At 69.0% G+C, this 25424-nt stretch carries 26 protein-coding genes; 5 read left to right on the forward strand and 21 right to left on the reverse strand.

Features of this window, described 5'->3' with window-relative positions:
* Positions 1-4 precede the first annotated feature (4 nt).
* The 13 genes from ASF80_RS14435 to ASF80_RS14495 form a co-directional block, all read right to left on the reverse strand.
* The gene (locus ASF80_RS14435) at positions 5-289 is read right to left on the reverse strand and encodes a WXG100 family type VII secretion target (RefSeq protein WP_056312419.1); all 285 of its coding nucleotides are present in this window, start codon (positions 287-289) and stop codon (positions 5-7) included.
* On the reverse strand, positions 286-771 hold the full coding sequence (locus ASF80_RS14440) for a hypothetical protein (RefSeq protein WP_056312421.1): 486 nt from the start codon (positions 769-771) through the stop codon (positions 286-288). The genes ASF80_RS14435 and ASF80_RS14440 overlap by 4 nt, the downstream gene beginning before the upstream one ends.
* Positions 768-1253: a hypothetical protein gene (locus tag ASF80_RS14445; protein ID WP_056312423.1), complete on the reverse strand. Its 486-nt coding sequence runs from the start codon at positions 1251-1253 to the stop codon at positions 768-770. The genes ASF80_RS14440 and ASF80_RS14445 overlap by 4 nt, the downstream gene beginning before the upstream one ends.
* On the reverse strand, positions 1250-2539 hold the full coding sequence (locus ASF80_RS14450) for a putative T7SS-secreted protein (RefSeq protein ID WP_056312425.1): 1290 nt from the start codon (positions 2537-2539) through the stop codon (positions 1250-1252). Before ASF80_RS14450 ends, ASF80_RS14445 begins: the two co-directional genes overlap by 4 nt.
* Complete coding sequence (locus ASF80_RS14455) at positions 2539-2841, reverse strand: hypothetical protein (RefSeq protein ID WP_145985673.1); 303 nt, start codon at positions 2839-2841, stop codon at positions 2539-2541. Before ASF80_RS14455 ends, ASF80_RS14450 begins: the two co-directional genes overlap by 1 nt.
* Before the next feature lie 130 nt (positions 2842-2971).
* Positions 2972-3568 (reverse strand): alkylhydroperoxidase domain protein, encoded by a 597-nt coding sequence (locus ASF80_RS14460; RefSeq protein WP_056312429.1) that lies wholly within the window; start codon positions 3566-3568, stop codon positions 2972-2974.
* On the reverse strand, positions 3565-4185 hold the full coding sequence (locus ASF80_RS14465) for a CMD domain protein (RefSeq protein WP_056312431.1): 621 nt from the start codon (positions 4183-4185) through the stop codon (positions 3565-3567). The genes ASF80_RS14460 and ASF80_RS14465 overlap by 4 nt, the downstream gene beginning before the upstream one ends.
* Complete coding sequence (locus tag ASF80_RS14470) at positions 4182-5201, reverse strand: putative FMN-dependent luciferase-like monooxygenase (RefSeq protein WP_056312432.1); 1020 nt, start codon at positions 5199-5201, stop codon at positions 4182-4184. Before ASF80_RS14470 ends, ASF80_RS14465 begins: the two co-directional genes overlap by 4 nt.
* Positions 5198-6826 carry a dipeptide ABC transporter ATP-binding protein gene (locus tag ASF80_RS14475; protein ID WP_056312434.1) on the reverse strand — a complete coding sequence of 543 codons (1629 nt, stop codon included), beginning with the start codon at positions 6824-6826 and terminating at the stop codon, positions 5198-5200. Before ASF80_RS14475 ends, ASF80_RS14470 begins: the two co-directional genes overlap by 4 nt.
* The gene (locus ASF80_RS14480; RefSeq protein WP_082488400.1) at positions 6823-7716 is read right to left on the reverse strand and encodes an ABC transporter permease; all 894 of its coding nucleotides are present in this window, start codon (positions 7714-7716) and stop codon (positions 6823-6825) included. Before ASF80_RS14480 ends, ASF80_RS14475 begins: the two co-directional genes overlap by 4 nt.
* The gene (locus ASF80_RS14485; protein ID WP_056312436.1) at positions 7713-8660 is read right to left on the reverse strand and encodes an ABC transporter permease; all 948 of its coding nucleotides are present in this window, start codon (positions 8658-8660) and stop codon (positions 7713-7715) included. Before ASF80_RS14485 ends, ASF80_RS14480 begins: the two co-directional genes overlap by 4 nt.
* A 22-nt stretch (positions 8661-8682) precedes the next feature.
* Positions 8683-10317 (reverse strand): TIGR04028 family ABC transporter substrate-binding protein, encoded by a 1635-nt coding sequence (locus tag ASF80_RS14490; protein ID WP_056312438.1) that lies wholly within the window; start codon positions 10315-10317, stop codon positions 8683-8685.
* A 166-nt stretch (positions 10318-10483) separates the two neighbouring features.
* On the reverse strand, positions 10484-11896 hold the full coding sequence (locus ASF80_RS14495) for an NtaA/DmoA family FMN-dependent monooxygenase (RefSeq protein WP_056312440.1): 1413 nt from the start codon (positions 11894-11896) through the stop codon (positions 10484-10486).
* A 119-nt stretch (positions 11897-12015) separates the two neighbouring features.
* Here ASF80_RS14495 and ASF80_RS14500 point away from each other — a divergent pair, with 119 nt between their 5' ends.
* The 5 genes from ASF80_RS14500 to ASF80_RS14520 are packed head-to-tail and all read left to right on the forward strand — an operon-like array spanning position 12016 to position 17071.
* Positions 12016-12708: an alpha/beta hydrolase gene (locus ASF80_RS14500; protein ID WP_056312442.1), complete on the forward strand. Its 693-nt coding sequence runs from the start codon at positions 12016-12018 to the stop codon at positions 12706-12708.
* On the forward strand, positions 12705-13997 hold the full coding sequence (locus ASF80_RS14505; RefSeq protein ID WP_056312444.1) for an O-acetylhomoserine aminocarboxypropyltransferase/cysteine synthase family protein: 1293 nt from the start codon (positions 12705-12707) through the stop codon (positions 13995-13997). Before ASF80_RS14500 ends, ASF80_RS14505 begins: the two co-directional genes overlap by 4 nt.
* Positions 13998-14011: 14 nt before the next feature.
* The gene (locus tag ASF80_RS14510) at positions 14012-15067 is read left to right on the forward strand and encodes an LLM class flavin-dependent oxidoreductase (protein ID WP_056312447.1); all 1056 of its coding nucleotides are present in this window, start codon (positions 14012-14014) and stop codon (positions 15065-15067) included.
* A gap of 38 nt (positions 15068-15105) precedes the next feature.
* Positions 15106-16101, forward strand: coding sequence for a Gfo/Idh/MocA family protein (locus ASF80_RS14515; RefSeq protein ID WP_056312449.1), 996 nt, complete (start codon positions 15106-15108; stop codon positions 16099-16101).
* The gene (locus ASF80_RS14520; protein ID WP_056312452.1) at positions 16094-17071 is read left to right on the forward strand and encodes an NYN domain-containing protein; all 978 of its coding nucleotides are present in this window, start codon (positions 16094-16096) and stop codon (positions 17069-17071) included. Before ASF80_RS14515 ends, ASF80_RS14520 begins: the two co-directional genes overlap by 8 nt.
* Before the next feature lie 22 nt (positions 17072-17093).
* Here ASF80_RS14520 and ASF80_RS14525 read toward each other — a convergent pair whose 3' ends face one another.
* From ASF80_RS14525 to ASF80_RS14560, 8 genes are all read right to left on the reverse strand, one after another.
* Positions 17094-17387 (reverse strand): Dabb family protein, encoded by a 294-nt coding sequence (locus ASF80_RS14525; protein WP_056312454.1) that lies wholly within the window; start codon positions 17385-17387, stop codon positions 17094-17096.
* Positions 17384-18409 carry a sugar phosphate isomerase/epimerase family protein gene (locus ASF80_RS14530; protein ID WP_056312456.1) on the reverse strand — a complete coding sequence of 342 codons (1026 nt, stop codon included), beginning with the start codon at positions 18407-18409 and terminating at the stop codon, positions 17384-17386. The genes ASF80_RS14525 and ASF80_RS14530 overlap by 4 nt, the downstream gene beginning before the upstream one ends.
* A gap of 28 nt (positions 18410-18437) precedes the next feature.
* Complete coding sequence (locus ASF80_RS14535; RefSeq protein WP_056312458.1) at positions 18438-19289, reverse strand: sugar phosphate isomerase/epimerase family protein; 852 nt, start codon at positions 19287-19289, stop codon at positions 18438-18440.
* A gap of 83 nt (positions 19290-19372) precedes the next feature.
* A complete protein-coding gene (locus ASF80_RS14540; protein WP_056312460.1) occupies positions 19373-20581 on the reverse strand; it encodes a substrate-binding domain-containing protein in 1209 nt (402 codons plus the stop codon).
* Positions 20582-20583: 2 nt separating this feature from the next.
* Positions 20584-21651, reverse strand: coding sequence for an ABC transporter permease (locus ASF80_RS14545; protein WP_056312462.1), 1068 nt, complete (start codon positions 21649-21651; stop codon positions 20584-20586).
* Positions 21648-22730, reverse strand: coding sequence for an ABC transporter permease (locus ASF80_RS14550; RefSeq protein WP_056312464.1), 1083 nt, complete (start codon positions 22728-22730; stop codon positions 21648-21650). Before ASF80_RS14550 ends, ASF80_RS14545 begins: the two co-directional genes overlap by 4 nt.
* Positions 22727-24256 (reverse strand): sugar ABC transporter ATP-binding protein, encoded by a 1530-nt coding sequence (locus tag ASF80_RS14555; RefSeq protein WP_056312466.1) that lies wholly within the window; start codon positions 24254-24256, stop codon positions 22727-22729. Before ASF80_RS14555 ends, ASF80_RS14550 begins: the two co-directional genes overlap by 4 nt.
* Positions 24253-25362, reverse strand: a complete 1110-nt coding sequence (locus ASF80_RS14560) for a Gfo/Idh/MocA family protein (RefSeq protein WP_056312468.1) — start codon at positions 25360-25362, stop codon at positions 24253-24255. The genes ASF80_RS14555 and ASF80_RS14560 overlap by 4 nt, the downstream gene beginning before the upstream one ends.
* Between the last annotated feature and the right edge of the window lie 62 nt (positions 25363-25424).

Below are 25424 nucleotides of genomic sequence, written 5' to 3' on the forward strand. Positions count from 1 at the left end.
AGCCTCAGGACCAGACCCGGGCGGCGGTGTCGGCAGTGCTCATGGAGATGGAGTTCGCGGCGATCAGTCGGCGCGTGGCTTCGGCGAGCAGGGCTTTCATGCTCCCGATCGCGGTGGACCACTCCCGTTGGGCGCGGCCGTACGCCTGTTGTGCCTGCCCGTCCCATGAGGACTTCAGACGGTCGACTTCGGAATCGAGGGCGTCGAGTTCGTGCTCGAAGGCCTTCACGGTGAGCGCGAGCCGCGCGACCGTATCCGCGACGGCGTCGTGGCTGACCGAGACCTTCATCGTTCCTCCGAGAGGTCCTGTGCGAGGTCGAGCTCGCGCAGGACATAGGGCTGCGAGACGCCTTCGGTGAGGTAGAACGTGTAGAAGATCACCGCGGCCTCGTCGGCGGTGAAGACCTCGTTCGAGAAGACTCGGACCGCGCGGTCATCGCTCATCGGGATGAGAGTGGTCGCGCCATCTGCCGACTCGGGCCTGCCGACCGTGTAGAGGTGGTGCTCCCCGTCGGGACCGGGAAGCCGCACTTCCACCGTCATCGCTTCAGCCGAGCCCGCGGCCTGCATGAATGAACCGTTCGCGGGTTCGAGGTAGCCGTCGGTCCTTGTGGGGTCAGCGCCGCGCCAGATCGAGTACGTGTAGTCCTTGTGGGCGTCCAGCCACTCCAGCGTGCGTCGGAGCCGCTCGGAGATCGTTAGATACTCGTCCGCCAGCCACCCGATTCGGCCGTCGTTCGCTGCCTGGACGAAGGGTCCATAGAGCGTCACCGTTCCTCCGAAAGTTCGTTCGAGAGATCCAGCTCGCGAAGCACGTACGGCTGCGACACGGCATCAGTGAGGTAGTAAGTATAGAAGATCACCGCGGCTTCATCGGCGGTGAAGACCTCGTTGGAGGAGACCCGCACCGCACGCCTATCGCTGATCGGAATGAGAGTAGTGGTGCCATCCGCTGATTCCGGCCTCCCGACCGTGTACAGGTGGCCTTCGCCATCGGGGCCAGGGAGCCGCACTTCCACGGTCATCGCATCAGCCGATCCTGCCGCCTGGATGAAGTAGTCGTTCGCAGGTTCACGGAACCCAACAATGTTTGTCGCGTCAGCCCCACGCCAGATCGAATACGTGTACTCCTGCTTGGAGTCAAGAAGGCCGAGCATGCGTCGCAGTTGATCGGAAATCGGCCGATAGTCGTCTGTGAGCCACCCTTTCTGGCCATCAGACGCCACCTGAGCGAATGGACCATAGAACGTCATCGCACTTCCTCCGTTCGTACCCGAGTGACAACGATATCTTCGCCGTCGAGCTTGCCGCGCGCGGGCGTTCCAGCGTTGACAGCCTCGTCGAACTCCCACTGTTTGTTCCCTGGGCCATATCGATCTATCGCCGTCCCCGACTTCACTTCGATACCGGTGTACGTATTCTCGCCGTCACTGTTCTTCACAAGCCCGTCGTAGGTGCGACCATTCTGAGGAGATCCTTCATAATCAACCTTCGCCTTCGTGCGTATGACCTCGACGTCGTTTCGATCCGCATACTTCTCGAGGCCGATCTTCTCTTTGTCAACCCATAGCGGGTCGTACTGGCCCTTCGCGAAATGACCGAGGTAGTCGCGGCCCTCCCCGAGATCGAAACCCTTGATCCGATCGCTGACGCCGTGGCTCTCGTTGAGCCAGCGCCCTGCGGCATCTCCCATCATCGTCGCGCCTGCTCCGGCGACTCCCACTCCGGCAACAACGAGTGCGGGAGAGCCTGCCAGGGCACCGACGCCGGTGACGGTGAGAGCCCCGCCTCCGGCCGCCAGAGCAGCCCCGCCGAGGAACGTGGCAGCGCCGCCGAGGAGCTCGAGGATGATGTCGGGGTGCTCCCACAGCGTCTGTGCGGAGATCGCGAGCATGTCCATCGTCGCCTGGAACGGCCGGACGACAGCGAGGGTGAAGATCACCTCGGTCATCGCGTGCTGGTTCTGCGTCGCCGCTTCCGCGTCGGTCAGTGGCATCCGAGCCGCATCCGCGGCCTCGTCCAGACGGATCGCGCAGTCCCGCGCGTAGACCTCGAGAGTCATCCGCGCGTTGGACAGGACCTCGCGCGCCTCGTCGTGCGCGGGACCCGAAGGATCGACGAAAGGTACGTCGGCATCGGGATGCCGCAGCCCTTGGCCGACACGCAACTCCCGCACGTGCGCACGGTGGGCGGTCAGCGCCGCAGCAGCCTGCTGCTCTGCCTCGTTCCACAGCGTGATCGCACGGTCGGCTTCATCTTGCGCCCACTGCAACGCGTCGGCCCACGTGAACAGAGCGCTCGCACCTGCCCGCAGACTCGTGCCGGCGTTCTTCCAGTGCAGCAGCTGGCGCTCGAACCGGTCGAGATAGGCGTCGTAGGCGGCGCCTTTCCACGTGCCCTCGTCGTCCAAGGTGGCGAGATCATCGCGCACACGGGTCGCTTCGGTGCTGCGCGCCTTCCATGCTTCCGCGGCTGCCCGTACGTCGGACACCGAACCCGGCACGAGATCGGTCGCTGATCGGGTCTGCCCCAGCTCCATCAGTCGTCCCAGATCATCGCGTCGACTTCGGCCTTCGCCGCATCGGTGCCCTCGTCGAAGACCCGTGCGGTCGTGCCCAACCTGTCGGCGAAGTCGTCGGTGTCGGTCACGCGGGACGAGAGGCCATCGGACCATGCGGTGCTGAATCCTGCGGCCGCCGCGACCACCCACTCGTGTCCGGCGTCACCGAGCTTCGTCACCTCACGCGAGGCCAGCTCTGCGACGACACGACGGGCCTTCGACGACATCGCCCTCAACACGTCGGTGTCGACGTCGTACGAAGTTCCGCCCCCAGGTGCCATGCGTCGACGCTAGCAAGCTATGCGTAGTCAGATGAAGACACTTTGCAGAATGCCGATACTCTCATAAAAACGACCAGCCCCCTCCGGCCGGGAGACGGCAGGAGGGGGCTGGCGCAGAATTCGCGCTGGTCTAGGCGGGAGCGACCGGGCGGCCGATGGAGAGCATCAGACGATTCGCCCAGTTGAAGAACGCCGCACCGTGGATCACGTCGGCCACTTCGAGGTCGTCGAGCCCCGCCGCGCGCAGGCGGGCGATCTCGTCGGGACCGAATGCGCTCGGGGTGTCGGTCAGGGCGACGGAGGCGGCGACCACCGCGTTCCACCGCTCGCCGAGGTCGGCATCCACACCCTCGTCGAGCAGGAGATCGACGTCGTCGACCCGCTTGCTGTGGTGCGCCGCGAAGCGCGAGTGCACCGAGGCGCAGAACACGCAGCCGTTGCGACGCGAGGCCGCCGTCGCCGAGAGCTCGCGCTCCGCACGCGGAAGACCCTCCGAGGCGTTGTAGAAGATGTCCTTGTCGACGAGCGTGCGCGCCTTGAGCACCTCGGGGTCGCGCGCCAGCAGCCGGAAGTAGTCGTTCTTCGCGCGGGAGGCGTCGACGAGTCCGTCGTAGTGGCGCTCGGTCAGCTCTTCCTCGGCAAGAGGGGGAAGATGAGGCGTCCAGCCGACCTCTGCCCGGGTGAAGGCCTCGGGGTGCGGTGAATCGTCGTGCAGAAGCTCGGTCATGCTGCCTCCTCCTCGGAGTCGGATGCCGCGGCGATGCCGGCGGCGGCGAGAACCTTCAGGCCGGTGATGACGCGCTGCTGGAACGCGAGGAACGAGACGAGCTGCGAGAGGGTGACGATGCCGTCGGCCGACCACCCCGCATCCAGCAGGCGCTGGATGTCCGTGGCCGCGGATTCGCGCGGACGGAACACGAGCAGGTGCGAGTGCGCGAGGGCGGCGGTGACCCGCTCGCCGAGCACCTCTGCGACCTCGGGCGATGCCGCGTAGCGCTCACCGTCGGAGTTCTCGTCCTGCAGTCCCGCTTCGGTGTACGAGCCGAAGGGTCCGCTGACGGCGGCGTCCGCGGCCTCGGCGATCACGACGGTCGCGCGCCGCGGGTCCACCGCCAGGGCCCGATCTGCGTAGAACGTGCCCGTCGCATCCGTGTCGCCGGCGAGGCGCGTGGCGAACGCGGCGATCAGCTCGCGCTCGGCCTGCGACACCTCCTCCGTCGACACCGGCGCGAAGAGCGCGCCGAAGCTCGCCTGCAGCTGCTCCCTGGTGACGGGGCGACGACGCCGCAGAGCATCCAGCTCGGGCGTCACCCCTACGATCTGATCGACGATGTCGGTGGTCATGCCTTCTCCTTGATGGTGTCGGTGAGGGTGTAGCCGAGAGCGGGGGCGACCTGCTCGGCGAAGAGCTCTATCGAGCGCAGTACGTGCTCGTGCGGCGCGTCGACGGAGTGCACCTGGAACGCCACCTCGGTCGCCCTCGCCAGGGTCGCGTCGGCGGCGAGCGACTCGGCGACCTCCTCGGGGGTGCCGAGATGGGTGTCGAGCGCGACGATCAGCTCGTCGAGGTCGTCGCCGGGGATCGTCTGCCCCTGGCGCCGGAATCCCTCGGCGGCACGGCGCAGTCCGACCTCCGCGAAGCGCAGGGCCTCGGCCCGATCGTCCGCGACGAACACGGTGCGCGAGGCGGTCACGCGAGGAGCGACGCCGTCGGGCAGCGCCTCGAGGTACGCGTCGATGATGGGATCCTGCAGCGCCGAGAGCGGTGCGTGCAGAGCATCCGTCGACCGCGGCTGGGTGCGGGAGAGCAGCAGGCCGTGCCCGTGGATGCCGGCCCGATGGCCGCCCGGTGCCGAGAACGTCGCCTGCCAGATGCGGTCGGCGAGCGTGCCGGCATCCGGATAGAGGGTGTTCTCGGCGCCGATGTCATGCCCCGACAGCGCGTCGAGCAGCAGGCGGAGCTTGCGGTCGTAGGTCGGCGCCTTCTCACGCACGTCCTCGCCGAACGGGACGAACGACGAGGGAGTGCCGCCGCTGCCCAGGCCCAGGTCGAGGCGCCCGTCTGCGAGAAGGTCTGCGACGACCGCATCCTCGGCGACGCGCACGGCATCCTCCAGCGGCAGGGTGATCACGCCGGAGCCGAGGCGGATGCGCGACGTCTGCGCGGCGACATGGGCGAGGAACACGAGCGGCGACGGGAGCCCGCCCTCGGCCGCACGGAAGTGATGCTGGGCGACCCAGGCGCGTCCGACGCCGTACCGCTCGGCGTGCCGGATCTGCTCTGCGGCCAGCGCGTACCGCTCGGCAGGAGCCGCGTCGTCGAGCAGGCGCGTGAAGAAGGCGATCGTGGGGGCGGTCATGCGGGCTGCTCCGTTCGTCCGGGGACGGCTGCGAGCAGCTCCCTGGTGTATTCATGCTGCGGGGCGTGGAAGAGCTCCTCGGTGTTGCCCTCCTCGACGATGCGGCCCCGGCGCATGACCGAGACCGTGTGGCTGATCCTGCGCACGACAGCGAGATCGTGCGAGATGAACAGGTAGGTCAGACCGAGCTCTGACTGCAGCGAGGTGAGCAGCTCGAGGATACGGGCCTGCACCGTCACATCGAGGGCCGAGACCGCCTCGTCGAGCACGACGATCTCGGGGTCGATCGCCAGCGCCCTCGCGATCGCCACACGCTGGCGCTGACCGCCCGAGAGCTCGCGGGGAGTGCGCGTGGCGACGTCGCTCGGCAACGACACCCGGTCGATCAGCGCGAGCGCCCGGTCTTTGCGCTCGGCACGCGAGCCGACACCGAAGTTCTGCAGCGGCTCGGAGATGATGTCGACGATCTGCTGCCGCGGGTCCAGAGACGCGAACGGGTTCTGGTAGACGAGCTGGATGCGGCGGCGCAGCGCCCGCAGCCTCTGACCGGACAGCCCTGTCACGTCTTCGCCGTCGATCTCGATGGCCCCGGCATCGGGCTGGTGGAACCGCGTGATCAGACGCGCGGTGGTGGTCTTGCCGGATCCGGACTCCCCCACCAGCGCATGCGTCGTTCCCCGGCGGACGCGGAACGAGACGTCGTCGACCGCACGGAAGCGCTCGCGCCCGGCGACCCTGAACTCCTTGACGAGCCCTGTGGCGGTGATCGCGAACGGGTTCTCGGCGGCCACCGCCGCCGCATCCCGCAGGAAGGGCGGAGCCTCGGGCCTGCGGAACCCCGTGATGAACGCCGGCGCGTCGGCGAGCAGCTGCTTCGTGTACGCGTCCGACGGCGCCGCGAGCACGGTCTCGCTCGCGCCCTGCTCGACGATGCGTCCGTCCTTGAGCACGACCAGGCGCTGGGCGCGGTCCGCGGCGACACCGAGGTCGTGGGTGACCAGCAGGATGCTCGTCCCCTCGTCGCGGCGCAGTTCGTCGAGCAGGTCGAGCACCTTGCGCTGCACCGTGGCATCCAGCGCGCTGGTCGGCTCGTCGGCGATCAGCAGTCGTGGTCGCAGCGCGATCGCCGACGCGATGAGCACCCGCTGCCGCATGCCACCGGAGAGCTCGTGCGGATACTGGCGCACGCGCAGATCGGGATCGTCGATGCCGACGCGATCGAGCAGCTCGATCACCCGTGCCCGACGAGCACGACGGTCGCGGTGCCCGTGCAGCTTCAGCACCTCTTCGACCTGAGCGCCGATCGGGCGCACGGGGTCGAGCGACGTCACCGGGTCCTGCGGGACGAGACCGATCTCGGGCCCGCGGATGCTCCGCAGGGAGCGATCCGTCCAGCCCGAGATGTCGAGGTCGCCGAGGCGCACGGTGCCGCCCTCGACCCGACCGCCGGCGGGCAGCAGGCCCAGCAGCGCATGCGCGGTCGTGGACTTGCCCGACCCGGACTCCCCCACGAGCGCCAGCGCCTCGCCCTCGGCGATCTCGAATGAGACGCCGTGCACGACCTCGCGCTGACCGGTGCGTGTGGCGTACGAGACCCTGAGGTCGTCGACGGCGAGAACGGTCATCGCGAGTTCCTTCCGATGCGGTGCGAGATGCGGTTGGCACTGAGCACGACCGCGACCACGACGAGGCCGGGCAGAGCCGTCAGCCACCAGGCGGTGGCGGTGTAGTTGCGACCCTCCGCGATGAGCAGGCCCCACTCCGGGGTGGGCGGCGGTGCGCCGTAGCCGAGGAAGCCCAGCGTCGAGATCGCCAGGATCGCGGTGCCGAACTGCAGCGCTGCGAGCGCGACGATCGGCGTGAGCGAGTTCGGGAGCACATGACGACGCAGGACGCTGAGGAACGTCCCGCCGCTGCCGTACGCCGCCTCGACGTACTCGCTGCGCCGCACGCGTGCGACCTCCGACCTCATCAGACGCGCGAAGGCGGCCACGCTGCCGAGGCCCACCGCGATCGCCGCATTCACGGTTCCGAACCCGAGCAGGATGATGACGGACAGCGACAGCAGCAGACCGGGGATGGCGAGCAGCACGTCGACCACGCGCATCAGGATGTCGTCGACGACGCCGCCGAGGGCTCCGGCGACCGCTCCGAGGAGGGTGCCGAGCGCGAGGCCGACCGTGACGGCGATGAGAGCGCCGGAGAGCGAGTGCACCGCACCGTGGACGACGCGACCGAACAGATCGCGGCCGAGGGTGTCGGTGCCGAACCAGTGCGCAGCGCTCGGCGGCAGCAGCTTGTCGGCGGGGGTGCCGGTGAGCGGGTCGCCGGGCGCGAACACCCCGGGGATCAGCGCCCACAGCACCGCGAGCGTCACGACGAGGATCGCGAGGTAGAGCCCCCAGGGCCGGGAACGCAGCCCGCGGGCCCGCCTGCTCGGGGCGGATGCCGTGGCATCCTGCTCCGGAGACTCGACGGCGGGGTCGGTCGATGCGGCGATGGCGGCGACGGTCATGCCGAGACTCCTGCCTTCGAGAGGGCGCGCTGGCGGGGATCGATCAGCGGGGTGACGAGGTCGACCGCGAAGCTGATGAGCACGAAGCCGAGGGCGGAGAGCAGCACGACGCCCTGCAGCACGGGGATGTCCTGGTTCGACACCGCCTGCTCGGTGAGCCGGCCGATGCCGGTGCGGCCGAACACGGTCTCGGTGACGACCGCGCCGCCGACCAGCTCTCCGAACAGGACACCCGCGATCGTGAGCGTGGGGAGCGCCGCGTTGCGCGCGACCGAGCGGGTGAGTACCCACGACGGCGGCGCACCCTTGGCGCGGACCACTGTGATGAAGGGCTGCGCCTGCACCTGATCGATCGCCCGCACCAGCACCTGCGCGAGCGGGGCCGAGATCGGCACGGCCAGAGTGAGCACGGGCAGGACGAGCCCCGCGACCGGGTCGGCGCCGACGATCGGCACCCACCCGAGACCGAAGGAGAAGACCTGGATCAGCAGGATGCCGAGCCAGAACACGGGCACGGCGACGAAGAGTCCCGGCACCTGGCGGATGCCGTTGCGCAGCCACGCGAACGGTGCGAGAGAGGAGAGCCCTGCGACGAGCACCGCGATCAGCAGCGCCACCACGAGTCCGAGCGACGCCAGCAGCAGGGTCGACGGCAGCGCCTCGGCGAGCATGGTCAGCACCGGGGTGCCGAACTGCGTCGAGTAGCCGAAGTCGCCCGCCGCGAAGCCCAGCCCCGCGTGCACGTACTGCTGCCACCAGGGCAGGTCGGTGCCGTAGGTGGCGCGGATCCCGTCGAGCTGCTCCGGCGACAGCCCGAGGCTGGGGTCGGAGAACTTGATCAGGATCGCATCGCCCGGCAGCAGCTGCAGCAGGAAGAAGGTGGCCGTGAAGGCCGCGATCAGAACGATCGCGGCCTGCCCGGCTCGTCGGAGGACGAAGCTCATCGATGCACCGTGTCAGTCAGGCTCAGTGCTCGGCGAGCCAGACGCCCGAGAAGGTGGGGCGACCGACCGACTCGAAGTCCACACCCTGCACGTAGGTGGCGGCGCCGTAGACCTGCGGCTCCTCGAACAGCGGGATGACGTACGCCTGCTCGGCGATGTAGTCCTGCACGGCCTGCGAGGCCTCGACCCGCTTGTCGGTGTCGGGCTCGGAGGCCACGGCCTCGAGCAGCGCGTCGAGCTCGGGGTCGTTCGAGATCAGCGCGTCACGGTTCTTCGTGTAGTACTGGCTCTTGATCACATCGAAGTCCGCGCGTCCGACCATCGAGTGGTAGAAACCGGTCTTGAGCGGGTCGCGGGTGTCCGCCGCATAGGAGCCGGCATCGGCGGGCTTCACCGTGAGCTCGACGCCCACCTTGGCGAGCTGCTGGGCGACGAGCTCCAGGGTCTGCTTCGAGAGCGGCTGCGGGGCGGCCTCGTAGACGGTGATCGACAGGCGCTCGCCGTCCTTCTCGCGGATGCCGTCGGAACCGGGCTCCCAGCCTGCCTCGTCGAGCAGCTTCTCGGCCTTGTCGGGGTCGTAGGCGTAGTGCTCCGACTCGTCCTTGTAGCCGAGGGCCTCCTGCGAGAGCACCGATGTCGCGACCGGGTAGTTCTCGGTGAACAGGGTGTCGACGACCTCCTGCGCATCCACGGCGGCGACCAGCGCCTGGCGGACCCGGATGTCGGTGAGCAGCGGATTCTCGGGACGCAGCGAGATGGAGTTGTTCACTCCGCGGGTCTGCGGGGCGTAGAGCGTGAAGCCGGAGCTCTCGACGCGGTCCTCGTCGAAGGCCTGCACATAGCGCACATAGTCGGCTTGACCGGCGAGCAGCGAACCGATGCGCACGGAGTCCTCGGGTGTCACGAGCACGTGCACGGCGTCGAGGTACGGGCGGCCCTGGTTCTCTGCGCTCTCCGGAGCCCAGGCGTAGTCCTCGCGGGCGGTCAGGGTGAACTCGGTGCCGAGCTTCTCGTCGGTGACGGTGAAGGGCCCCGCACCGATGATCGCCTCGGCGTTGCCCGCACCGAAGTCCTCGATCGTGCCGTCGAGGGTCTCGGGTGAGAGGAGTCCGGAGTTGATCGTCGACGTCGCCTGCAGGAAGCCGGGGGCGGGGGCGGAGAAGCGGAAGGTGACTGTGTCGTCGTCGACGACCTCGCTGGAGGCGTAGTTGTTGATCGCCTCCGAGACGGTCAGGCCGCGCTCGGCGTCGCCGAGACCGTAGGTGTCGAAGTTCTTCGCGACCGCTGCGGCATCCAGCGGCGTGCCGTCGGAGAACGTGACATCCGGCTTCAGGGTGAAGGTGTACTCGGTGGCGTCGTCGTTCACGGTCCAGTCGGATGCGATCCACGGCTCGATCTCGAGCGAGTCGGGGTTCTGCCAGGTGAGGCGCGCGGTGATGTTGTTGACCACGCCGCCGTTCGGATAGAAGCCCGCCTGCGGCGGGTACAGGTTCGTGAACGTCTGGTGCTCCAGGTACGTCAGCGTGCCCCCGGTGATGGGGTCGCCGGTTGCGGCCGAGGTGTCGGACGGCGCGGGCGACGATGCGCAGGCGGCGAGGCCCGCTGCGAGGACGAGCGGGAGCGCGACGGCTGCTGCGCGGATGAGACGGCGGGTCATGCGGTCCTCCTGAGAAGGGATGCTGTGGTTCGTGGTGTGCGGGTGAACGTCACGCTAGGGACTCTGCGACCCCGGTCGCGAATGGAGTCGTCATGCGCGGACCTGACCTGTCACGAGGCGTCATGACCGGTCACCCGGCGCAATGCGGCGTAACGGATGCGGCGGTTCAGCGTGCGGCGAGGGATGATGCGGCGCCGTCGCGGACACCGACCCCGAGTCGGCCTCGGAGCGTCGGTCGGGCACCGTCATCGGCGCGGCCGAGGAGTCCTCGGCGACGCAGCTCGGGAGCGGCCAGTCGGGTGAAGGCCTCGAACTGCGCCGGCTGGAACGCCGACAGCACGTTGAATCCGTCGGCCGCCCCCTCGTCACGCCAGGTCTCGAAGTGGTCGGCGATCGTCGAGGCGTCGCCCACGACGAATGCGGCGGGCACTGCGTGCGCCGCGACCAGATGACGCCAGGTCAGCGCACCGCCGGCTCCCCGCCCCTCGACACGCATGCCGACGATTCGGCCGAGCCTGTCGAGCAGTGCTGCACCGTCGTCGCCCAGCCGGGACGCGTCGTCCGCGGACACGGCCTGATCGAAGTCGGCCGCGCGCAGCGGATCGTCCGCCGCCACCCCGAGTGCGTCGGCGAGCGCCGCGACGGACCGGTTCGGCGGGAACGCGGTGCGCGCGGACTGATGCCCCTCTGCGAGAGGCACGAGAGCGAGCAGGCGCTCGACGATGCGGCGGGCCTCGGCGTCGGAGTCGGCGACGACCGGCAGCACGGGGGCGATCACCTTCAGTGTGTCGGGCGAGCGCCCGGCGGCTGCCGCGATCTCGCGCAGATCGCGACGGGTGGCGATCGCATCCGCGATGTTCGGGGCGGCGATCAGCGCCAGGTCGGCCTCGGTGGCCGCGAGCGCACGAGAGCGCGGCGAAGTGCCCGCATGCACGATGGGGATCTGGCCCTGAGGCGGGCGCGCCACATTCAACGGACCGGAGACCCGCACGTGCGCGCCCTGCAGGTCGGCGCCGCGGAGGCCGTCGGGGTCGATCAGCACGCCGCGCTCGGCATCCGCGATCCAGGCGTCGTCGCTCCACGAGTCCCACAGGCGACGCAGCGCCGTGACGAACTCCTCGGCGCGGTCGTACCGGGTCTCGTTGTCGGCGTGTGCGTCGCGGCCGTGGTTGCCCGCCGCACGCGGCTCCGCGCCCGTGACGAGGTTCACGCCGGCGCGGCCCCGGGTGAGCACGTCGAGCGAGGCGAGCGAGCGCGCGGTCGCATACGGGTCGGCGTAGGTCGTGTTCACGGTGGCGATCAGTCCGATCCGCGAGGTGACCCCCGCGAGGAACAGCACCGCGCTCACCGGGTCGATGCGCGCCAGCAGATACGGGTCGCGGTACTCGAGATCCGGTCCCGTCGCCAGCCAGTCGCCGAAGAACAGGTAGTCGAGCCCCGCATCCTCGCCCTCGCGCGCGATGTGGCGGAGGATGTCGGCATCCGCAGAGGGGTCGCGGTGCGCGCCCGGCTGGCGCCAACCGGACGGGTAGGCGCCGAGCGTGCGCACCATGGCGCCGATGATGAGGGGTTCGGTCATGCCCCGAAAGTATGAGCGCCCGGATCCGACCGCCAACCGCCGGAGAAGCGCAGCGAAACGGAGCGCAACACGGCGACACATCCTCGGTGCGTGTCGGTGGCCGATCGGAGGATGGGGTCATGACCACGACCTCCTCCCCCGCATTCTGGACGCCTCCCGCCCGCGTCCGCGGCACGATCGCCCTCGTCACCGGACGCGGCGAGCGCGCAGGCGTGTACGAGCGCTTCGGCCGCCGTCTGAGCTCGGACGGCTACCTCGTCGCCGTCTTCGAAGAGGATGCCGATGCCGCGAGCGCCTGGCTCTCCGAGGCCACCGACACCCCGCGAGTGCTCGTCGGGTCCGATGCCGGAGCATCCGCCGTGCTCCGTCTCGTCGCGCAGGGCGTCTCCGTCGAGGCGGCGGTCGTCGCCGGCACCCTGGTGGATGCCGAGCTCGATCTGCCGTCCGCCGAGGAGCGCACGGCGTGCCCGCTGCACCTGGGTGTGCTGGCCACCGAGGCCACCTCGGTCGACGTCACTCCGGCCGAGCCGCTCCCGGCTCCCGCAGACCTCGCGGCGATCGAAGTCCCCGTGCTCGCCGTGCACGGCGGAGCCGACACCGTGTCGCCGCTGCCCCAGGTGATCGACGCGCTGCGCGCCGTTCCCGACCTCGAGATCGTCGAGACCGTCGCTGGACTGCACGACGCGCTCAACGACCAGTCGCACCGCAGCGTCGCGGCGGCGCTCGTGCAGTGGCTCGAACGTCTGCGCGGCGGTGACGTGCACGCGGCGATCGTCCGCACCCACGAGACGGCGGCGGTGGCGACCGCATGACCGAGTTCTCCACGCGTCAGATCCAGGCGGGCTACATCCCGGGTACTCCGCAGAACAGCGCCGTCCCGCCGATCTATCAGACGGCCGCATACGAATTCGCCTCGCTCGCCGACGCCGCAGACCTGTTCGCGCTGCGCACCGCCGGCAACCTGTACAGCCGCAACGCGAGTCCGACCCAGCAGATCCTCGAAGAGCGCATCGCCGCACTCGAGGGCGGGGTGTCGGCGGTGGCCGTGGCGTCAGGGCAGGCGGCGGTCGCCGTGACCCTGCTCGCGCTCGTGGGCCGCGGTGGTCACATCGTCGCCGCCACCCAGCTGTACGGCGGCACGGTCGATCTGCTGCAGGAGACCTTCGACGACTTCGGCATCCCGGTGACCTTCGTCGATCAGGACGACCCCGATTCCTGGCGCGCGGCGATCCGGCCCGAGACGCGCGTGCTGTTCGCCGAGTCCATCGCGAACCCGATCGCCCAGGTCCTCGACATCCGCGCCGTCGCAGACATCGCGCACGAGGCCGGTGTTCCCCTCGTGATCGACAACACGGTCGGCACCCCGTATCTGGTGCGACCGGGTGAGCACGGGGCGGACTTCGTGGTGCACTCCGCGACCAAGTTCCTCAGCGGTCACGGCACGTCCCTCGGCGGTGTGGTCGTCGACCAGGGCACCTTCGACTTCGGCCGCGAGCCCGCACGCTGGCCGCACTTCACCGAGCCCTACGCACGCGTCGGGGACTTCACCCTGTGGGAGCGCTTCGGCAGCGGTCAGGCGTTCGCGGCGCTCGTGAAGTCGAAGTACGTGCACGACCTCGGCCCCTCGCTCTCGCCGTTCAACGCCTGGCAGATCCTGCAGGGCGTCGAGACCCTCGATCTGCGGGTGGCGCGGCAGACCGCCACGGCGCTCGCGCTCGCTGAGCACCTGCAGCGGCATCCGGCGGTCGCGACCGTGCACCATCCCGGGCTCGAGGGCAACCGCTGGCATCCGCTCGCCCAGCGCTACCTGCCGCGAGGGGGCCCCTCGGTCTTCTCGTTCGACCTCGCCGTCCCCCTGGATGCCGAGACCCAGGGCAGCGTCGCGCGTGTGATCGACTCCCTGCGGGTCATCCGTCTGGTGGCGAACATCGGCGACGCGCGCAGCCTCGTGAACCACCCGGCGTCCATGACCCATTCGCACCTCACCGCCGAGCAGCGGGCCGCCGCCGGCATCTCGTTCACGACGATCCGGCTGTCTGCGGGGCTCGAAGATCCGGCCGATCTCATCGCCGACCTCGACCACGCGCTCGCGCTGGTCTGACAGAAGGGGCCATCATGGCAATCGATCTCGGCTACTGGACCCCCGTCTACGGCGGATTCCTCCGCAACGTCACCGACGAAGGCCGCATGGCAGCCACCTGGGAGTACATCCGCGAGGTGTCGGTGAAGGCCGACCGGCTCGGCTTCCACACCACGCTCGTGCCGGAGCTGTACCTCAACGACCGCAAGGGCACCGACGCACCGAGCCTCGAGGCCTGGTCGCTGTCGGCCGCCATCCTCGCCGTCACCGAGCGCCTGCGTGTCATGACCGCCGTGCGCCCCGGCTTCCACCTCCCAGCCGTGCTCGCGAAGACCGTAGGGACGCTGGATCAGATCGCCCCTGGTCGCGTCTCCCTCAATGTCGTCGCCGCGTGGTGGGCCGAGGAGGCCCGACAGTTCGGCGGGCAGTTCACGACCCATGACGAACGCTACGTGCAGGCCGAGGAGTTCGTGACGGTGCTGAACGGCCTGTGGGAGCAGACGCCGTACTCGTTCCAGGGCTCTCACTACGCCCTCGACGGGACGATCGTCGAACCGAAGCCGTCGAGTCACCCCGTGATCTTCGCCGGCGGCGAGAGCGAGGCGGGACGCGAGTCGATCGCCGGATTCGCCGATGCCTACGTCATGCACGGCGGCACCCTCGACGAGGTCCGCGCCAACGTGACCGACATGAACGCGCGCTCCGAGCGGCTGCACGGCCGCCCGATCGCCGAGTTCGGCATGCCGGCGTACGTGATCGTCCGAGACACCGAGGCCGAGGCGCGGCGCGAGCTCGACCGCATCACGACCGTCGACCCCGACTCCCCCGGCTACGCGTCGTTCGAGGAGTTCCAGCGCAACTCGAAACTGTCTCTCGAGCTCACCCGTCGTGAGTACTCGGTCGGCACCAGGGGTCTCCGCCCGAACCTCGTCGGCACGGCCGAGCAGGTCGCGGAGCGCATCCAGGAGTACGCGGATGCCGGGATCACGCTGCTGCTGATCCAGGCGTCGCCGCTCGATGAGGAGCTCGAGCGGATCGCCGAGCAGGTCTTCCCTCTCGTGCCGCAGCGCACGCTCGCGGCTCTCGCCTGATCGTCCCGGCTGTCGGCCGCACCCTCTACGCTGAGACCATGACTGGTCTTCGTTGGGGAATCCTCGCGACCGGCGGCATCGCCGGCGCGTTCGCATCCGATCTGCGCACCGCCGGGCTCGATCTCGTCGCCGTCGGCTCTCGCTCGCAGGACTCGGCCGACGCCTTCGCGGCCCGCTTCGACATCGCGCACGCGCACCCCTCGTACGACGCTCTCGTCGCCGACCCCGACGTCGACATCATCTACGTCTCCACGCCGCACCCGATGCACCACGAGGGTGCGCGCCTGGCGCTCGAGGCCGGCAAGCACGTGCTCGTCGAGAAGGCCTTCACCCTCAACAGGGGCGAGGCGGAAGACCTGCAGCGTCTGGCCGCCGAGCGAGGACTCCTCGCGATGGAGGCGATGTGGACGCGGTATCTGCCGCACATGGTCCGCATCCGCGAGATCATCGCCGCCGGCACGCTCGGCGAGATCCGTGCCGTGAGCGCCGACCACACGCAGCTCCTGCCCACCGACCCCGCGCATCGGCTGAACGCGCTCGAGCTCGGCGGCGGCGCGCTGCTCGACCTGGGGATCTACCCGATCTCGTTCGTATGGGACATCCTCGGCGCCCCGACCGGCATCCAGTCGGTCGCCCGCCTGATCGAGACCGGCGCTGATGCCGAGGTCGCGACGATCATGACTCACGAGGGAGGCGCCATCTCGACCACTCTGTCGTCGTCGCGGGCGGCCGGACCGAACGCCGCGAGCATCATCGGCACGAAGGCGCGCATCGACATCGATCAGGTCTGGTACGCCCCGACGACGTTCCGCGTGGTCCTTCCCGACGGAACCGTCGCCGAGGAGTACTCCTCCGACGTCGCGGGCCGAGGCATGGAGTACCAGGCGCATGCCGCCGAGCGACTCGTGAGCGAGGGGCTGCTCGAGGGCGACATCCTGCCGATCGCCGAGAGCGTCGCCATCATGGGCACCCTCGACGAGATCCGCGCCCAGATCGGTGTGCGGTACCCGGGCGAAGGAGCACACAATGGCTGAGGCACACGACGCGCGCGTCGCCGTCTATCTCGACTTCGACAACATCGTCATCTCCTGGTACGACCGGGTGCACGGGCGCAACGCCTACGGCAAGGACCGCCAGCGCATCACCGAGAATCCGTCCGACCCCGAGGTCACCGAGCGGCTCTCCCGCGCGATGATCGAGGTCGGCGCGATCATCGACTATGCCGCCTCGTTCGGCACGCTCGTGCTCACCCGCGCCTACGCCGACTGGTCGTCACCGGTGAACGCGGTGTACCGCTCGCAGCTCGTCGCGCGTGCGGTCGACCTCGTGCAGCTGTTCCCCGCTGCGGCCTATGCGAAGAACGGCGCAGACATCCGTCTGGCCGTCGATGCCGTCGAGGACATGTTCCGTCTGCCCGACCTCACGCACGTCGTGATCGTCGCCGGAGACAGCGACTACGTGCCGCTCGCGCAGCGCTGCAAGCGTCTGGGTCGCTACGTCATCGGCGTCGGCGTCGCCGGTTCCACCGCCAAGTCGCTGGCCGCCGCGTGCGACGAGTTCGAGGCCTACGACTCGCTTCCGGGCGTCGTGCGACCGACCAAGGCCACAGCCCCCGCCCCCGCGGCCGTGGAGGTCCCCGAGCCGGTCGCCGAGCCCGAGCCCGCCGTGAAGGCCAAGTCCAGGCAGCCGGCCAAGACCGCCAAGGCGAAGGCCGCTGCCGCGGCGCCGTCGAAGGTCGACGAGCAGGGCGACGGCACCGAGCAGGGCGAGGCGACCGAACTGCTGCAGCGCGCCCTGCGACTGGGCCACGACAAGACCGACGCCGACGAGTGGCTGCACAGCTCGGCCGTGAAGACCCACATGCGACGTATGGATCCGTCGTTCAGCGAGAAGGCCCTCGGCTACCGTTCGTTCTCGGACTTCCTGAAGTCGCGTGAGAACATCGCCGAGCTCGAGGAGACCGGGCACGAACGCCTGGTGAAGCTGCGCGACTCGGCCTCCTGACCGAGGTCACGGCTCGCACCGCTCACTCCTCGAAGTCGTACTCCTGGAATGCCGCGACTTCCGGCACCCACCGCTCCGACACGAACGCGGAGTGCGCGGGGTGCTCGTTGTACGCCCGGTAGGCACCGACGTCCTGGAACACCATCGAGAACTGGTGCTCCAGGTCGCTCTTCGGACTCACCTGCCTGCGGATCGCGAAGTCCTCGACCCCGGGGATCGAGGTGAGCACCGCGCGGCCGGTGGCCAGGAACTCGCGTTCCTCTGCCGAACCGGCCTCGTGGACCAGGCGGAAGACGACGGTGTGCTGGATGGTCATGGGGTGGCTCCGGTCTCCTGGTTGCTGAAGGCGGCATCGAAGGATGCCGTGGGCGCGGGCCACAGCAGCGACCGCACGTAGTGGAGGGCTTCGGGTGCGCCGTGCAGCCGATCCATACCGGCATCCTCCCACTCGATCGAGATGGGTCCGGCGTAGCCGATCGCCTCGAGCGCGCGGAACGCGTCCTCCCACGGCACATCGCCGTGACCCGTCGAGACGAAGTCCCAGCCGCGGCGCGGGTCGCCCCACGGCAGATGCGAGCCGAGCACCCCGGCGCGACCGTTGTGCGGGCGCATCCGGGTGTCCTTGCAGTCCACGTGGTAGATGCGGTCGGCGAAGTCGACGATGAACCCGACCGGATCGATGTTCTGCCACATCATGTGCGACGGGTCCCAGTTGAAGCCGAACGCCCCACGGTGTTCGATCGCCTCGAGCGCGCGCACCGACGACCAGTAGTCGTAGGCGATCTCGCCAGGGTGCACCTCGTGGGCGAAGCGCACGCCCTCGCCGTCGAACACGTCGAGGATCGGGTTCCAGCGCGCGGCGAAGTCCTCGAATCCGCCCTCGATCACCGATGCGGGCACCGGCGGGAACATCGCCAGATACGGCCAGATCGACGAACCGGTGAACCCGACGACCGTGTCGACGCCGAGCTTGCGCGCCACCCGCGCCGCCCGTTTCATGTCGTCCGCTGCACGCGTGCGCACACCCTCGGCATCGCCGTCTCCCCACACGTACTCGCGCAGGATCGCCTGATGACGGAAGTCGATCGGCGCATCGCAGACGGCTTGACCGGCGAGGTGGTTCGAGATCGCGAAGATCTTCAGCCCGTGTCGATCGAGGATCTCGAGTCGTGACGCGACGTAGGCGTCGTCCTCGTCGGCCCGCCGCAGATCGAGGTGATCGCCCGAGGCCGCCACCTCGAGGCCGTCGTACCCCCAGTCGGCCGCGAGCCGAGCCACCTCCTCGAACGGCAGGTCGGCCCACTGCCCGGTGAACAGCGTGACGGGATGGGTGGTCATGGACACTCCTTCGTATCGCGTGACGGTGTCAGGCGCCGAGCGTCCTGAGCGCATGGATGCTGCGGCGGGCGAGCTCGTCCTGACTCGGTGCGAGAGGACGCCAGACGGATGCGGCGACCGCGATCGTCGCGTTCTCGCCGGTGAAGCTCTCGAGGCCGAGCGGTCCGCGGTAGCCGGCATGGTCGAGAGCCCTCAGCATCTCCGGCCAGTCGGTGTGGTCATCGCCGACCGCTCCCCGATCGCTGCCGCACACCTGCACGTGAGCGATCGACGAGCCCGCGGCCCGGACGGCGTCGGCGGGCCTCTTCTCCTCGATGTTGAGGTGGTAGGTGTCGAGCGCGAGCCCGACGCCGGCGCCGAGCAGCGGTTCGAGCGCATCCAGGCTCTGCTCGACCGTGTTCAGCACGCTGGTCTCGTACCGATTGAGCGGCTCGATCGCCAGCGCGATGCCCCTGGATGCGGCCTCCTCGGCCACGGGGTGGAGATTCTCGCGCAACTCGCGCACGACCTCCGTGCGCTCGTCGGGCGTCATCCGCCAGGTCACTCCGGTCGGTGCGTAGAAGGGGCCGGCGACGACATCCGACCCGAGCGTGACAGCCGCGTCGATGCACGATCGCAGGTAGTCCTGCGTCCCGGCCACGTCTCCCGCTCTCGCGAGCAGAGACCTGCCGGGGCCCATGGCCCCGACGACGATCGCTCCGAGGCCGAGTCCGTCCAGCACCTCGCGGGTGCGCCCAGGATTCCAGTCGCCGACGTTCTCGAGCGGCAGCTCCAGCGCCTGGTAGCCCATCCCGGCGGCCTTCCGCGCGAGGGGCTCGAGCGTCGCATCGGTGAGTGGAGAGGTCCACACCCACGTGTTGACGGCGATCGTGCGAGGCATCCTGCTCCTTCGGGGATGACGCGTGTGCTCCCACCCTCCCATCCGCGGACGTGCGGAGGGAAGGGCGGGAGCGTCACTGCGGGTTACGGGATCTGACGTTCCTGCCACACCGTCGGGTAGCCGGGAAGGTTCTCCCCGCCGAACTTGGCGTAGTGCCCGTCGGGCATTCCGTCATTCGCCTCGAGGTAGTCGTCGAGCTCCGCCTCGGTGATCGGCTTCTGCGGCAGCACCCACTCCTTCGGCACCTCTTCACCTGCGAAGACCATCTGCGCGGCGAGCAGCGGCGTGCGCCACTGGAAGTTCGAGTACACCGGCGCGAGACCCGTGAGACCCGTCTCCTTCCACTTGCGCAGGAAGCTCATCTCGTCCTCGCCGGTCATGACCGGGTAGTCGGCACCGGCATCCTCGAATGCCTCGATCGCCGCGACCGCGCCGTCACCGGCATCCATCCAGATGCCCTGCACGTCGCCCTTGGCGAGCTCGTCGCTGATGATGCTCTTGATCTCGGCGGGGTCGGCACCCGTGAAGTAGTCCACGGCCTCGATGCCCGCCTCGTCGAAGAGCTTCTCGGCGGCGGCCCACCGGTGCTCGAGCACGTCGACACCCGGAAGGATGCGCAGGGCCACGACCTTGTCACCCTCTTCGAGGTTGTCGATGAGGAACTCGGCGGTGTCGATGCCCCACGCGAATCCGCCGATGGGGTGGATGAACGTGACGGGGCAGTCGGTGTTCACGCCGCGGTCGAACACGATGACCGGCTTGCCGGTCTCGCACGCGCGCTCGACCGCCGGAGTCATCGCCGCCGTGCTGTTCGGCGAGATGAGGAAGACGTCGCAGCCGCCCTCGGCGATGAAGTAGTCGATGTCGGCGATCTGCGTGTCATCGGAGTCCTGCGCGTCACGCGTCTCCATCTCGCTGATCGCTCCGGCCTCCTGCAGCGACTTGAGCTGCTCGTTCATCGTGATCCAGCCGGTCTGGCGCCACGGGTTCGAGATCGACGCGTTCGCGAAGCAGGCCTTCTTGGCTCCCTCGCTCGTGAACGCGGACGTGTCGACCATCTCGGCGTTGATGTGCTGGAGGTACGGCTCGTCTGCCGGGCCCTGCGGCTCGACGCCACGTTCTTCCATCTGCTTGTCGAAGAGCTCCTGGTCGAACCACTCGGTGGTCTCGGCGGATTCGTCGGGACTGTCGGATTCGGCCGGCGCCACGGACGGGTCTGTCGTACACCCGGCGAGCGCGATGAGGCCGAAGAGAGCCACCCCTGCGGTGGCGATCCTCATTGATCGTCGCATTGCTAATCTCCTCTGGTTTCTGTGTGGATGGTGCGGGTTGTTGCGGTGGATACGGGTTCTGCGGGTCCTGCGGTCTCCGAGGCGCTGAGGTCGGGAGAGGTCTGCGGCCCTCGCCTGCGCCGGGCGCGGAACGCGACGGCGGAGTAGGCGACGGCGGCGATGATGATGACTCCCTGCACGGCGTCGCGCAGCGTCGAGGGGACCCCGGCGATGTTCAGCAGCATGAACAGGGCTTCGAGCGCGAAGGCTCCCGCAGCGGCGGCGACGATCCAGCCCCGGCCACCGCCGAGCACGACGCCTCCGAGGACGACGGCCGTGATGGCGACGAACTCGTAGCCGCGACCGACCGACGGGTGCACCCCGGCATAGCCGACCAGCAGCACCGCCGAGAGCGTGGCGGACAGCGACGAGATCATGAACGCGCGGGTCGTGACCCAGGCGCTGCGGGCGCCGGCGAAGTCGACCGCCGTGGCGTTGTCACCGACCGCGATGAGCAGCTTGCCGAGCGGCCGCTTCGTGATCCAGATGCCGAGGGCGAGCCAGCCGATCAGGATGAACACCGCCCAGGGGATGAACTCGAGCAGGGGCACGTCGCGGATGCCGCCGCGGCCGATCTCGCGGAAGCTGTCGGCGGGGTTGCCGGTGGCAGCTCCCCCCGTCCACCACATGACGCCGCCGAGGAGGGCGAGCATCATGCCGAGCGTGACGATGAAGGACGGCACCTTGAGCACCGTCGTGATCACGCCGTTGACGAGTCCGACGATCGCACCGAAGACGACCATGAGCAGCAGCACGGGGATGGTGCGCGAGTCGTCCTGCCCGACGAGGTTGCCCGCGATGATCACCTGCGCGGTGATCAGCGATCCCTGCGAGAGGTCGAACTCTCCGGCGATGATGACGAAGTACTGACCGATCGCGACGATCGCGATCGGAGCCACCCGCTGGATGAACCGCATGAACTGCCCGGGCTCCGCGAAGCTCGGGTTGAGGATCGTCACGGCGACGAGCAGGATCACGAGCAGCAGGAACACCGCGCCCCGGGGGCTCACGAGTGTGCGCAGCGCGTTCATGAGCGTCCTCCTTCCGCAGCGGAGCTCGTATCGGCGAGTTCTGAGGCGGCGGCCGCCATCTCGGGCTCGGCCGCCTTGGCGGCATCATCTCCCCCGGTCCGCGTGCCCCCTGGGCCGAAGCGCGGGCGGCGACGGACGATCGCTCGCCGGCTGTAGACCGCCACGGCTGCGACGATCACGACGCCGCGCACCACGTCCTTCAGGAACGGGTTCACCTGCATGACGCTCATCACGCTGTCGACCACCGCGAGGATCGCGACGCCGCCGATCGCACCCCAGATCGACCCTCTGCCGCCCAGCAGCAGTGTGCCGCCGAGCACGACGGCCGCGATCGACAGGAGCGCGTAGCCGCCCTGCTGGCCGACGGTCGGGCTGCCGACACCGAGCCTGCTGGCGAGCAGCAATCCTGCGAGTCCCGCGAAGACGGAGCACAGCACATGAGCCGCGATCAGCGGCGGGCGGGTGCGCACCCCCGACAGTCGGGCGATCTCGGGATCCCCGCCCACCGCGTACAGGTGGGCGCCGGTGCGGGTGCGGTTCAGCAGGAACCACACGACAGCGGCGAGCGCGATCATGATGATGGTCGAGACGGGGATCGGACCGACGCCCGTGGCGCCGATCAACTGGAACTCCCACGGCACGTTGCCTGACGAGCCCTCGAAGTTGGTGTTGAGGATGCCCTGCAGGATCAGCCCGACGCCGAGGGTGGCGATGAAGCCGTTCACCTTCAACACCGTGACGATCAGTCCGTTGACGAGGCCGATCCCGGCGCAGACGAGCAGGGTGACCGCGACAGCGGCGGGGATGTTGCCAGGGCTCCCGTTCATGATCGTGGCGGCCAACAGGCTCGAGAGGCTGATCACGTACGTGACCGAGAGATCGAGCGAGGCGCCGAGCACCACGAGCGTCTGACCGATCGCGACGAGTCCGAGCACGCTCATCCCGGTGAGGATGTCGCGGACGTTGCCCGCGCTGAAGAAGTTGCGCCCGACGGTCGCGACGAGGATCGCGCCGATGATCAGGGCGAGGATGAGGATGCCGAGGACGATGACCGTCGAGTCGATCCGTATCCGCTTCATCGTGCACCTCCGTCTGTGGCCTCATCGTGCGGGTGGATCGCTCCGGTCGCGGCCCCGAGTATCTCGTGCTCGGCGGAGCCCGCCGGCAGCTCTGCGACGAGCTCGCCGTCGTGCATGACCAGGATCCGGTCGCTCATGCCGATCACCTCGGGGAGTTCGCTCGAGACCATCAGCACCGCCTTGCCCTGCGCCGCGAGATCTCGCATGAGCTGGTAGACGGCGTACTTCGCGCCGACGTCGATGCCGCGGGTCGGTTCGTCGAAGAGCACGATCTGCGGCTGAGTGAGCAGCCACTTCGCGAGCACGACCTTCTGCTGGTTGCCGCCCGAGAGGAAGCGCACCTCCTGGTCGAGCCCGCGCGAGCTGATCTCGAGCGAGCTGAGCACTCCCGGCACCTCTCGGCGGGATGACGAGGTGCGGGCGGAGAACACGCTCCGGATGACGAGCAGCGAGTTGTCGAGCACCGACTGGCCCAGCGCCAGACCCTGTGCCTTGCGGTCTTCCGAGACGAGTGCGAGTCCTGCCCGCACCGCTGCTCGCGCACTCGTGATGCGCGTGGATGCGCCGTCGACGCGCATGCTCCCCCGGACGAACGGGTCGATCCCGAAGATGCCCTCGACGAGCTCGGTGCGTCCGGATCCCTGCAGACCGGCGATCCCGACGATCTCCCCCGCGCGGAGCGAGAGCGAGACCTCGTCGACGAAGGCATTGCCGCAGCCCTCGAGTTCGAGCCGCGGCTCGCCGACGACCGTGCCGTCGACGGCATCCGGGAAGTACGACTGGATCGAGCGCCCCACCATGCGGCGCACGAGCTCGTCGGTGGTGAGGTCCGCCGTCGCATCGGTCGACACGAGTGCACCGTCCTTGAGGATCGTGATGCGGTCGCACAGGTCGAAGATCTCCTTCAACCGGTGCGAGACGTAGATCACCGCGACACCGCGAGAGGTGAGCCGACGGATGATCGCGTACAGCAGCTCGACCTCGCGGTCGCTGAGCGCCGCTGTCGGCTCGTCCATCGAGATGACCTGCGCATCGAACGACAGCGCCTTCACGATCTCGACGATCTGCTGCTCGGCGACCGTCAGCGAGCCGACGCGCGCCTGCGGATCGATGAAGGAGACGCCGAGGTCCGCGAGGAGCTCCGCCGTCCGGGTGACCATGGCCCTGCGGTCGACGAAACCGCCACGGCGGGGCTCGCGTCCGAGGTACACGTTCTGCGCGACCGTGCGCTCGGGAAGCAGCGTGAACTCCTGGAAGACGGTCACGATCCCGTCGTCCATCGCCTGCCGAGGGTGCGTGTGATGCACCTCGTCGCCGCGATACCGCACGGCGCCCTCGTCAGCGGGCTGCACTCCCGCGATGATCTTCATGAGCGTGGACTTCCCCGCTCCGTTCTCACCGACCAGACCATGCACCTCACCGGGACGCACATCGAAGTCGATGCCCTTCAGCACCTCCACTCCGAAGAACGACTTGCGGATGCCCGAGACCTCGAGCACCGCCTGTGTGTCGACTGCTGCGGTCATGCCGCCACCTCCGTCCAGCGACCGTCCGTGGCTGCGGAGGCGAGGACGGCCTCGGTCAGCACGGCGGACCGATATCCGTCTTCGAACGTCGGCAGACCCGTCGGGTGCACGCCGCCGATCGCCGCGTACACGTCGGCGATGAATCCGTTGAACGCGTCCTGATAGCCCATCGCGTGCCCGGAGGGGACCCGTTGCAGACGGGCCGAATCGGGCGCCGCCGTGGCGGGATCGCGCAGCAGCACGCGCGATTCCTGTCGCATGCCGATCCACAGTTCTTCCGGGCGCTCCTGCTCGAAACGCAGGCTCTGCAGCGATCCGTGCAGCTCGAGCGTCAACGCGTTCTTGCGCCCTGCGGCCATCTGCGAGATCAGCAGCGTGCCGAGCGCACCCGATTCCGTCTCGACGAGGATCGCGACGATGTCCTCGGTGTCGACCGTCCGCCCTGCGCGCTCGTCGAACACGCGGCGGGTCCGGGCGCTCAGTGAGCGGATGCGCTCGCCGATCACGAACTCGATCAGGTCGCACAGGTGCGAACCGATGTCGGCGAACGCCCTGGAGGCACCGCCCGTCGCCGAGCGCACCCGCCAGTCGTCGTCGGTCGGGAGCAGCATCCAGTCCTGCAGGTACGAGCAGTCCAGCGTGAGGAGTTCTCCGATGTCGCCCCGGGCGACGCGGGCCCGCGCCTCGCGCACCATCGGGTGATACCGGTAGACGAACGGCACGGCGGCGACCCGACCGCGCTCCGCCGCGAGGTCGACGAGCCGCTTCGCGTCGTCGGCGCTCGTCGCCAGCGGCTTCTCGCAGATGACGTGCTTGCCGGCGTCGAGCGCACGGAGGGCGAGGTCGGCGTGGGTGGCGTTGGGGGTGCAGATGTGCACGACATCGATGTCATCGGCATCCAGAAGCGCGGCCACATCGGTCTCGGCGCGACCGGCTCCGAGCTCGTCGGCCGCCTGTCTGCTTCCCGATGCGGAGCGTGTGGCGACGGCGCGGAGCTCGCCTCCCGCGTCGCGAGCCGCGGTGCGATGCACGCGTGCCATGAATCCTCCGCCGAGGATGCCGGCTCGGATCGTTCCGAGACCGGTGTCTGTGACATCCGTTGTCATGCCGGTGAGTCTGACACAGCGTCGAGGACTTTTGCTAGACCTCTGTCAAAAGTTCTTCGTAA

It is taken from the genome of Microbacterium sp. Leaf159, from assembly GCF_001423615.1.
Taxonomy (GTDB): Bacteria; Actinomycetota; Actinomycetes; order Actinomycetales; family Microbacteriaceae; genus Microbacterium.